Source organism: uncultured Gimesia sp. (assembly GCF_937919775.1).
Taxonomy (GTDB): Bacteria; Planctomycetota; Planctomycetia; order Planctomycetales; family Planctomycetaceae; genus Gimesia.
The window spans coordinates 1-9,767 of record NZ_CALFPF010000218.1; the positions used below are offsets into that span (position 1 = coordinate 1).

Sequence of the window (9,767 nt, forward strand, 5' to 3'; positions counted from 1 at the left end):
AGCCTTTTAGGACGAAGCTCTTAAAACTTGACCACCAACCTTTTGCTTATACAAAGCCTTACTCAGACAGAAATGTTTGAGTAAGGCTTTTTTACGTACCGCAATCAGGTGATTTGGGGAGTTACTTCAACGCCTGACCTGTTTTCGGATCGATTGCCAACTCCAGGCGTTCGTCCGCATAAGTGTAGAAGAAAAACGCGTACATCATTTCGTGATAGGTCTGCGGACCGTTTCTGACGCTGGCGGTCGGGTCGGGGTTATAGGGGTTGAATGCCGAATTGTCGTAGTGGGCGATCGCTTCGATACGGGTGCCTTGAGGGAAGAAATTTCGCTGGTCTTTCCAGAGATAACCGATCTGCCAGTCGAAATTGTAGTTGGGGATCACGAGCAGTGTTTGATCTTTTCCGTCCGGGTAGTGGGCGCGGAATGAGAGATCTTTGCCGCGGAGATGCATGTGGGCGAATAAGCCGATGCCATGGGCGTCGCGGTCGAGCGTTTGGGAATTGCTGACTTCGTGCTGCGGGGCACCAGGGGGAATCGTGAACTTTGTGTTATTGAGGATCAGGAAGCGATACCGTTTCTGTACTTTGCCTTCCACATATTTGAATCCGACCGAGATTTTACAGTTCTCAGGTTTTCCTGTGGATGTGTAATGGATCTGCAGCGCGAGCGCACTCCCTTTTGGAATCAGAATTCCCAATCCCTCGGGCAGCATCGTTGGTCCGGAGCCGGGGACTTTGCCGGTGATGAAGTTCGAATCGTTCCATTTTTCCGTCAGGCTGACGGCGGCCATGTTGCAGTGATGCACGACATTCGGGTTATCGGGTTTGATTTCAATCGACGAAACCCAGGTGTCTTCCGGGAAAATATAAGGCAGTACCGTGTAGCGATAGGGAATATAACCGTCGGCCGGCAGCGTATGTGTTTCGAACATGCTGATTTTCAGGTCGGGCTCACCGATCAGCCAATTTTTACGGGACTGTGGCGAAATCACGGGTGTCGCATTCGCGGGTTCTTCGCCGGCTGGCATGCCTGCCTGAAACCAGTCAGCGATCAGCGTGCGTTCTTTACGCGACATGCCCCGGTGATTGGTAAATTCGGCGTGTGAAGTGCCGCCATACCAGGGGGGCATGCGCTGGTCTGCGACAACATCGGCAATCATCGCACCGTTATTTTGTACTTCTTTAATAGACGTCAAAGCGAAGGGAGCTTCGGTCTCGGGCCGATGGCAGTCCACACAATGTCTTTTCATGAGTGGCTGAATGTCATCATAATAGGTGACTGATTTGTCGGCGGGTTTGGGGACATGCGGCGTAATCGTACAGCCATCCACATTGGTTTCCGGCACTTTAACCGGTTTGTTTTTCAAAACGGCTTCGAGTGCATCCACGAGGTTGTTTTGTGTCGGCTGGGGAAGTGTGCCGCCGATGCGATATTGATCATCAATCCGGCCGCGATACCGGAGCTGGAACTGTGCATCGAGGACGACTACTTCGGGGGTTCGCTCCAGACCCAGCGCCTGCACGGAGCGCCCTTTGATATCCTGGACACTGGGGAAGGGAACCTCATGCTCGATGGCATATTCGGCGATTTCGCGAATCGAATCTGTGGGGCCTGTATGTAAGGCGATAAACTGAACTCCTTGCGGGCTAAATTGCTGTTCCAGGCGTTTCAGCTTGGGCAGATAGCGTTTCACTAAAGGGCAAGTTGTATTACAGGCAATCAGGACGAAGGCCCTTTGATCTTTGAAGTCACTCAGCGAGCGTTTCAGGTAGCGGATGTCCTTAAATTGAAGTGTTCCCACATTCGAGCCTATATTGGGTCTGGGGCTTTCCGGTTCTGCTGCAAAAATCCGGGGCAGGCAAGTTGCGATGATCAGCAACAAAGTAAACGGCATTCGAATGTGAGGTTTCATCTGAAATCCATTTTTTAAGCGGTGGTTTCTTTTCTCGTTATGGGTGGGGGCTCTGAATGAAATACCCCGGATCACTGCTTTGCGTTTCAGGAAAATTACGGGATCGTGATTTTTGACTTTTTGATTACATCAACCAGTAAAATCGCGTACGATATCAGGCCCCAGAAAACTTCCTGAAAATCACATTCTGATTGTACCTTATTTGGCTGGAGAAGCAAAAATGAAGATCTCAAGAAGACATTTTCTGAGTGCGGGCGGCGGTGTTCTGGCTGCTTCCTGTCTGGGAACTCCGTTATTAACAGCAGAATCAAATGGAAAAAAGCAGGCGGGTAATCCGCTCGACAATGCGTTGGGAATCACGACATCCTCATTCTCGGGGCATATTGCTCCCCGGGCGGCGAAAGGGAAATTTACCCTGCTGGAGCTTCCAAGAATTTTGCGCGACGAACTGGGCATGACTGTAATTGACCTGAATACATCAACTTTGGCATCGACGGACAAAAAATATCTCGATCAGGTCCGTGTGGCAGCAGACAAGACGGGTTGCGTGTTGACCAATTTGAAAATGAATCAGGGCAAACTGGATATGAATAGTGCCGACTCCGCGATTCGTAATAAAGCACTGGCCACTTATAAACAATCGATCGACGTCGCCGCTCATCTGGGTTTAAAATGGGCGCGCCCGTTGCCGCTCATCCAACGTCCAGACATGAAAATTCACATCGCCAGTTACCAGGAGTTATGTGAATACGGCGCCGAACGGAATGTGCAACTGCTGGTGGAAAATTATGGCTGGATGCAGGATGATCCGGAATCGGTGGTGAAGCTGGTCAAGGCCATCGGTGATAATGTTGCGGCTTGCCCCGATACCGGAAACTGGGACAGTGACGCAATCCGTTATGCCGGTTTGGAAAAAACATTCCCCATCGCGGTGACCTGTGATTTCAAGGCCAGGAATCTGGGGCTCAACGGAGAACATCCGTTGTACGATCTCAAACGTTGTTTTGAGATTGGCTGGAACGTCGGCTTTCGCGGTCCGTGGTGTTTCGAACATGCAAATAAAGACCGCAAACAACTCTTTAAAGAGCTGGTCCTGTTGCGCGAGATGCTGCAAGGCTGGATGAAAGAGGCAGCAAAAGTTGATTCACATCAATGAAATAGATCAGGGCAGGGGCGTTTCCTGATAAGATGTTTCCATCCACTTCCCGCGGCGTCTGACCCACGATTCAACTATTTGTACGCGACCTGGAAGCTTTTTTCCAGCGTATGTGCCTTCCAGATTGGCTTCATACGCGACGAGTGCTGTTTCGGGAGTAATGCGAATGATCCGTTTCGGCCCCGATTTGAAGACCGATATTTTCAGTTCTGGTAACGCCTTCAGCTGATCTTCCTGATTAAAGAACTGATAAGTGGGGGCAATCGAAATGTGATTGGGATCTGTCAGCTTACGAATGGCGTCCTTATCTTGTTTTTCGAACGCGGTATCTAATGTTTGGATTGCTTTCAGAAGCTCTGCATTCTTATTGTCCGGCGGGTCTTGTGCAAATAACACTGATCCTGCGAGTAAACTGCAAAGCACGGCGAGCAGAAGAGATCGAATCGGCATGAGCGTCTCCTTTCAAGCGGAAATCTGGCCTGGGAAGTGAACCAGAGATGATATCAAGTATCGATTGTGGTATGGTTTTTTTGTCTGTCCTTTAAATACAAATTAAAATATAGGATTTGCGGGCTGTGTGTGAAAGATGAATTCCAGCGATTAATGGAAAAAGAAAGCGGCTTCGTTCTAATTTATCAATTCGTATTTACTTTGCACAAACCCATTTTCAAACGTGCGGGTTAGTATGTGGCGGAGTTTTCTGTCTTTGTCTAAAGGGCCAAACAGGGGAATACCGCTGCCGATCAAAACCGGAATGCGGGTAATGATCAGTTCCTGAATCAGATCGGCGTTGAGAAAACTTTGAATGGTTTTGCCGCCGTCGATGTAGATGTGCTGGCAGTTTTCCTCAGAGAGTTTCTGAATCAGTTCTGCTGGAGGACAGGATGTCGATTCCACCTTGTCAGATAAATCGTTCGGGATTTGAAGTGGCTGACTGCTGAGAACAATCACCCGCTTATCTCCATAAGGCCATTGTTCGAATGACCGGACCGTTTCAAAAGTGAGACGTCCCATAATCAGGACATCGATAGAATTCATGAATTCGTGATATCCGAAGTCTTCTCCCTTTCCGTCACTATTGTCATCAATGCCGGGCAACCAGTCCAGTTCACCATTTTCGCGGGCGATAAAACCATCCAGGCTGGTGGCGATATAAACGGAAGTTTTCACGGAGTAATCCAATTTGTCTCTTTATAAATCGGTGTCAGGTTGGATGGATGGTTGCTGCTCGGCAGCGGAATAATCGCGTTCTTCGATGGGGGGATGCCCCAACGGGCCGAAGGTTCCGAATTCATCGCATTGATCGTTGCCCGGAATGAAGGTTACGTCGATACCAGAGTCCGTTACATCACAGCGATGAAAACCGAAGCGGGTATCTGCTTCGGGCCAGCGTTCGGACAGTTGCCCTGTGTTGCCTGCTGCCTGCGTGCGATAGAGGCGGATGCCATCGACGATTTGCACGGGGCGGCCTGTATGGACATGTCCACAAAATAAGATTTCAACATTGGCTGATTTAAGGATCTTCCATAATCGCTGTCGATGGGGAGGATCGATCGAGAAATACCAGTTATCATACTGATCACCGTCTGTCAGATCCCAGGCGGGTTCGTCTGGATGTTCCATAAAAGGCCAGTAGTGCATGACGGCGACATGGTGTTTTGCAGCAGGCAGCTTGGGCAGTCGTTCCAGCATTCGCCAGAAGCGTTTTTCGTGTGGCAGGCCAGTCCCCGCGACGGCGGCGTAAAAACCGGTGAAGCGCACGTCGCGATGCAGAAACGACCATTGCAGCGGGCCGAAATAATTGCTGAACAGATCCAGGCGTTTGGCGGTCATATTCAGATCCGGGTCGTTCCAGCCTAATCCCTTCGGATCCCAGCGATGTTTAACCCCGGTTTGTGAGGCGTGTTTGTTGCCGACATCCATATTGCCGGGAATGATAAATGTGGGGAAGGGAAGCGTGTCCAGATCTTCGCGGGCTTGCTGATATTCGAATTCATGCGTGTCGCCATCTCGGGTCAGATCGCCGCCGTGCAACAGCAGATCCGCATCAATCGAAGCCATCTGCTGCTTGATTGCCGCCCAGCGTTTGTTGATGGCAGGTCGGAACCGATACGAACGCGCGGTTCCCATATGGCTGTCATTGACATGCAGGAACGTCCATGGGTGATTCGATTGATTCATGTTTTATCTGTTCTAAATACGACTGAAGTTCAGTTTTCAGGGCGAGTAATTGATGATGTAAGATGAAAGGGCTCAGAAACACCAAAACTGATGGTCTGTCGTTTCCAGCTATCATCCTAAGCCCGGGCAGGCATCGTCGACAACCAACGGGAATCATTTTTGCAGAAATCAATATTTCTTCTCGATCTGCATACGAACGCAGATCCGTGTGTTAGAATACAGGAGTGTGATTCGTTCGCCTCAAATACGATAGCAGGCAAAAGAATCAACTATCAATAATAGAGCCAAAGGATCTCGCGATCTGCCACAGATGATGCGCATGATTGTTCGTTGGCTGACGCGAGTCATGGCACAAAGAAAGAGGATTACATTATGGTCTGCCAGCATTTAAGAGAACTGTACCAGCTTTGTGAAAAGAATCAGTTGAAACTGGGAGGGGCTGATCTGATCCATATTATCTGTAAACAGTGTGATCAGGAAGAAACCTGCCCTTCCACGCTGATGGATGAATACGATTCCAGACACGCAGATGATGAAGACGAAACCGTTTCGAAGGCGGACGCCGATCATCGTGCGTGATGCACTTGGTTGTGTCGGATCGTTTTAAGAAGCTGTTTATTTTAACGGATCATAATGCAGGACGGGCTGGGCATTTCAATGGGATTTCCCACGGGTGTCAGCTTGCCGGTTGTTTCATCGATTGAAAACACAATCACATTATTGCCGGGCATATTCGCACAGAGCAAAAATTTGCCGTTTGCGGTGATGGCCAGATTTTGTGGCCCTTTGCCGAGGCTTGGTTCGATTCCGATCAGCGTCAGCTTTCCTGTGTCATCAATCTTGTAAGCAGCGATGCTGTCGTGTCCGCGATTGGTTCCGTAGAGAAAACGACCATCGGGTGCGATTTTCAGGTCGGCACAATGGCTCGTACCTTCGAAGTCTGCAGGTAGCGTGGAAATGGTATCCTGCTCAATCAGTGTGCCGGTTTTGGGATCATACTCAAATTCCGTGACGGAGTTTTTCAACTCATTGATTGCGTAGAGATGTTTACCATCAGGGTGAAAGGTCAGATGCCGCGGGCCGGCACCCGGAATCGTTCTGACAAAGGATTGCTGACTGGGAGTGAGCTTGGCGGTTTTGGAATCGAGATCATAGGCCAATATTTTATCGAGCCCCAGATCGGCTGCGAACATAAACTTCTGATCGGGACTGATGACGCTGCAGTGCGCGTGCGGTTCTTTCTGACGCGCGGGATCAACGCTGGAACCGGTATGTTGAATGAATGTGGCAGCTTCTCCGAGTGATCCATCTTCTTTCACAGGCAGAGAAGCAACACTGCCTGTTGAATAGTTAGCGACGACAACCGCCTTGCCTGACTTATCAATATCCAGATAACAGGAAGCGGTTCCCAGAGAAGACTGTCGATTCAATAACTTCAATTTGCCGGTACGATCCTGTAATTCGTAGGCAGCCACGAACTCATTCTCTTTACCACCAAATTTTCCCGGTGCGTGAATGGAATACAGGAATTTGTTATCCGGTGAAACTGCCAGGAAAAAAGGGTGTTCCACATCCGTTGTCCGCTCTACGAGTTTGAGCTCTCCAGTTAAGGGATTGAGTTCAAAGGCGTGAATGGCTCCTTTTTCTCCGGGTGCAAACGCCGAGATGAATACCAGTGGTTTCTCAAACGCGACAGCCTGTGTTGCATTGCTGAAAACCATACCGGCGACAATCGGAAACAAAAACAGTATCTGTTCGTATGACATGCTCAACTCCCGTTGTAGTGACATAGATGAAAAGTTCAAAGCAGTTGGAAATTATATCAGGCTGATTTTGTCGCTGCCATGCTGGCGTTCAATATCGCATTTTGGAATCGTCAATGTCACAGGACCAGGCATCAATGCCCCCCTGCATGCTTTTGACGTTCGTAAAACCTTCCTGCAGCAACCAGGCGGTAACTTGCATGCTGCGCATGCCGTGATGACAGTAGACAATGATTTCTGTCGTGCGATGTTCGTCCAGCTCGGAGACGCGCTGTTGGATTTCGCTCATGGGAAGCAACCGGGACTCCGGGATATGGACTAAATTATATTCTTCCTGCTCCCGGCAATCGAGCAATAAGAATGGATGGTGGCTGTCGAGTTTCTGTTTGACCGTCTGGCAGTCAATTTCCAGGGAATGCATCAGGCTTCTTTCGCTGTTTTCTATGATAGATCGTAATGGAATCAAACTTGAAGATTATTTTGTAGAAGTTGTTTTGAGTGTAGGTGGAACCGGGTTTTCGATCTTTCCCGCTTTTCGCTGGTTGGCTCCGGGACGATTGGTATCGCCTAGGTCGGCGCGTCCCTGTTCTGCTAATGCCATTAGTTCCTTGACAATTTCCGGATGCTGATCAGCCACGTTATGTTCTGAACCGATATCAGTCACGACATTAAATAACAGTGGTTGTGAGCCTGCTCCTGTTTTGAAGTGAGGGTGTCTGTCGAATTCTTTGAGAGGTACAAATAATTTCCAGGGGCCCTTGCGCACTGCCTGCAGTTGTTCCATCGCATAATAGTAAAAGACATCATAGGGCGTTTTCGCGCCGGCTGTGCCCTCAATCAGCGGACGAATATCCTGACCATCAATAATCCGATCTGTGGGAACTGTTCCGCCGGCGAGAAGCGCAAAAGTAGGCAGGAGGTCCATGGTGGTTGCCAGTTCTTCGCAAACGGTTCCCTCCGGAACCTGGCCCGGCCACCACACGATTGTGGGAACGCGGAACGCGCCTTCAGACGTGGTATAGCCGCGACCGTTGAGTGGTTTGTTAGTGCCTCGTTCCGTGCTGTTCATATCTTTTGCCATTGGCGAGCCATTGTCGGACGTCCAGATCACCAGCGTGTTTTCATCGATTCCCAGTTCGACCAGCTTGTCCAGGATTTGACCGGTGGACCAGTCGAGTTCCTCAACGCTGTCTCCCCAGGGACCGCTTTTGCTTTTACCGCGAAAGGCTTCGCTGGCGAAAGGTTTGCTCGTACTGCCGGGCATGGCTTGCGGAAAATAGAGGAAGAAAGGCTGAGCTTTGTTCTGTTCAATAAACTCGACTGCCTTCTCGGTGTATTGTTTGGTTAATAGATTGCGATCGACGCCCGCTTCGATCACGGTGTCGTTCAGCATTACTGGAAGGGGAGGCCAGCGGTTGCCATCCAGTCGGTCGCCGAGACGTTTTCCGACGGCTTGTGTCATGTCGTCGCTGTAAGGGATTCCGTAAAAGTAATCAAAGCCTTGCGCGGTGGGGAGGAAAGGGGGCTGGTCTCCCAGATGCCATTTCCCGATCATGCCGGTTTTGTAACCTTGCTTTTTCAAGACTTCGGCGACCGTGATTTCCTCCGGATTTAATCCGTAGGGAGAAATCGGCCGCAACACCTGGCCGTCGCGCGGATTCCAATGCATGCCCACGCGTTGAGAATAACAGCCGGTCATGATCGAAGCACGCGAGGGAGTACAGACGCCGGCGGTCACACAGAAGTGAGTAAACTTGCGACCTTCCCGGGCCATCCGATTTAAACAGGGGGTGCGGTTGACAGTCGAGCCGAACGGTTCGATGTCGCCGTACCCCAGATTATCGCAGAAGATGACAATAAAATTGGGGCGTTTTGCCTGTGGCGCTGCAGAGACCGGTTGGACTGGCAGCCCTGACAGTACACCGGTCAATAAGATTAAATTCAACAAATATTTCACTGCCCCATCCTCTATAATAATAATTTACATGTGGCTTTGAGCAGCCTGTTTCAATCAAGCAAGCGATTTTGATTGAGGAATACCTGCCATTTCACCATAAATGGTACACAGGTTGTTTCCAAAATAAAACCGGACAAACTATCAATTGGATTGTGTATCGCAGCCGGTTTCGCATAATAAACAGCAAACATGTTGCATCTGTCATACGATGACTTACACCCTAAGGATACCCGGTAACATGAGTGAAGAACAAGCAGTCGCAGTCAGGCCACACTGGTGGCAGCGGATTGGTCCCGGATTGGTTACGGCCTGTGTTGTGATTGGACCCGGCAGTATTTTGACAAGTTCCAATCTGGGGGCTAAAGAAGGCTACAGCATGATCTGGGTCGTGCTGGTCTCGGTTTTCTTCATGCTGGTCTATACGTCAATGGGGGCCCGGTTGGGAACCGTGACCAGTGAGTCCACATGTACCCTGCTGGCGAAAACCGTGGGCAGGCCGTTAACGATTGTAATCGGCTGCGGCGTCTTTTTCATCTCCGCTGCATATCAATTCGGGAATAACATGGGGGTACATTCGGCTCTGGAGAATTATACCGATTTCAAATATGGTATCGTGGTCTTCAATGCGATTTCGATTGCGTTTTTGTTCGGCTTTAAGAATCTCTATAAGCTGGTCGAGCGTTTGATGGGGATTTTTGTCGGCCTGATGCTGGTTTCCTTTGCGATCAATCTCTACTTTGCGAAACCGAATCTCCTGGAAATGGCGGAGGGGGTGATTCCCGGATATGGTAGCGA

The 9,767-nt window shown here is 49.7% G+C and carries 10 protein-coding genes; 3 read left to right on the forward strand and 7 right to left on the reverse strand.

Annotation, left to right across the window (positions count from 1 at the left end):
* Nucleotides 1-121 precede the first annotated feature (121 nt).
* Nucleotides 122-1,915: a redoxin domain-containing protein gene (locus tag Q0294_RS05805; RefSeq protein ID WP_299461837.1), complete on the reverse strand. Its 1,794-nt coding sequence runs from the start codon at nt 1,913-1,915 to the stop codon at nt 122-124.
* 220 nt (nt 1,916-2,135) lie between these two features.
* Between Q0294_RS05805 and Q0294_RS05810 the strand changes: the two genes are divergently transcribed.
* The gene (locus Q0294_RS05810; RefSeq protein WP_299461839.1) at nt 2,136-3,071 is read left to right on the forward strand and encodes a TIM barrel protein; all 936 of its coding nucleotides are present in this window, start codon (nt 2,136-2,138) and stop codon (nt 3,069-3,071) included.
* A 6-nt stretch (nt 3,072-3,077) separates the two neighbouring features.
* Here Q0294_RS05810 and Q0294_RS05815 read toward each other — a convergent pair whose 3' ends face one another.
* The 3 genes from Q0294_RS05815 to Q0294_RS05825 all read right to left on the reverse strand — a co-directional run bounded on the left by Q0294_RS05815 (nt 3,078) and on the right by Q0294_RS05825 (nt 5,252).
* Nucleotides 3,078-3,521 carry a nuclear transport factor 2 family protein gene (locus tag Q0294_RS05815; RefSeq protein WP_299461840.1) on the reverse strand — a complete coding sequence of 148 codons (444 nt, stop codon included), beginning with the start codon at nt 3,519-3,521 and terminating at the stop codon, nt 3,078-3,080.
* Nucleotides 3,522-3,698: 177 nt separating this feature from the next.
* Nucleotides 3,699-4,241 carry a dihydrofolate reductase family protein gene (locus Q0294_RS05820; protein ID WP_299461841.1) on the reverse strand — a complete coding sequence of 181 codons (543 nt, stop codon included), beginning with the start codon at nt 4,239-4,241 and terminating at the stop codon, nt 3,699-3,701.
* Between the two features lie 21 nt (nt 4,242-4,262).
* Nucleotides 4,263-5,252 (reverse strand): metallophosphoesterase, encoded by a 990-nt coding sequence (locus Q0294_RS05825; RefSeq protein ID WP_299461842.1) that lies wholly within the window; start codon nt 5,250-5,252, stop codon nt 4,263-4,265.
* 330 nt (nt 5,253-5,582) lie between these two features.
* Between Q0294_RS05825 and Q0294_RS05830 the strand changes: the two genes are divergently transcribed.
* A complete protein-coding gene (locus Q0294_RS05830; RefSeq protein ID WP_299461844.1) occupies nt 5,583-5,831 on the forward strand; it encodes a hypothetical protein in 249 nt (82 codons plus the stop codon).
* A 41-nt stretch (nt 5,832-5,872) separates the two neighbouring features.
* Here the strand turns inward: Q0294_RS05830 and Q0294_RS05835 are convergent, their stop codons facing one another.
* From Q0294_RS05835 to Q0294_RS05845, 3 genes are all read right to left on the reverse strand, one after another.
* On the reverse strand, nt 5,873-7,018 hold the full coding sequence (locus Q0294_RS05835) for a lactonase family protein (RefSeq protein ID WP_299461846.1): 1,146 nt from the start codon (nt 7,016-7,018) through the stop codon (nt 5,873-5,875).
* 88 nt (nt 7,019-7,106) lie between these two features.
* Entirely contained in the window at nt 7,107-7,436 is a 330-nt protein-coding gene (locus Q0294_RS05840; RefSeq protein WP_299461848.1) for a rhodanese-like domain-containing protein, read from the reverse strand.
* Between the two features lie 54 nt (nt 7,437-7,490).
* On the reverse strand, nt 7,491-8,972 hold the full coding sequence (locus Q0294_RS05845) for a sulfatase (protein ID WP_299461850.1): 1,482 nt from the start codon (nt 8,970-8,972) through the stop codon (nt 7,491-7,493).
* Nucleotides 8,973-9,210: 238 nt separating this feature from the next.
* Here Q0294_RS05845 and Q0294_RS05850 point away from each other — a divergent pair.
* A partial coding sequence (locus Q0294_RS05850; protein WP_299461852.1) for an Nramp family divalent metal transporter occupies nt 9,211-9,767 on the forward strand: 557 nt, incomplete at its 3' end.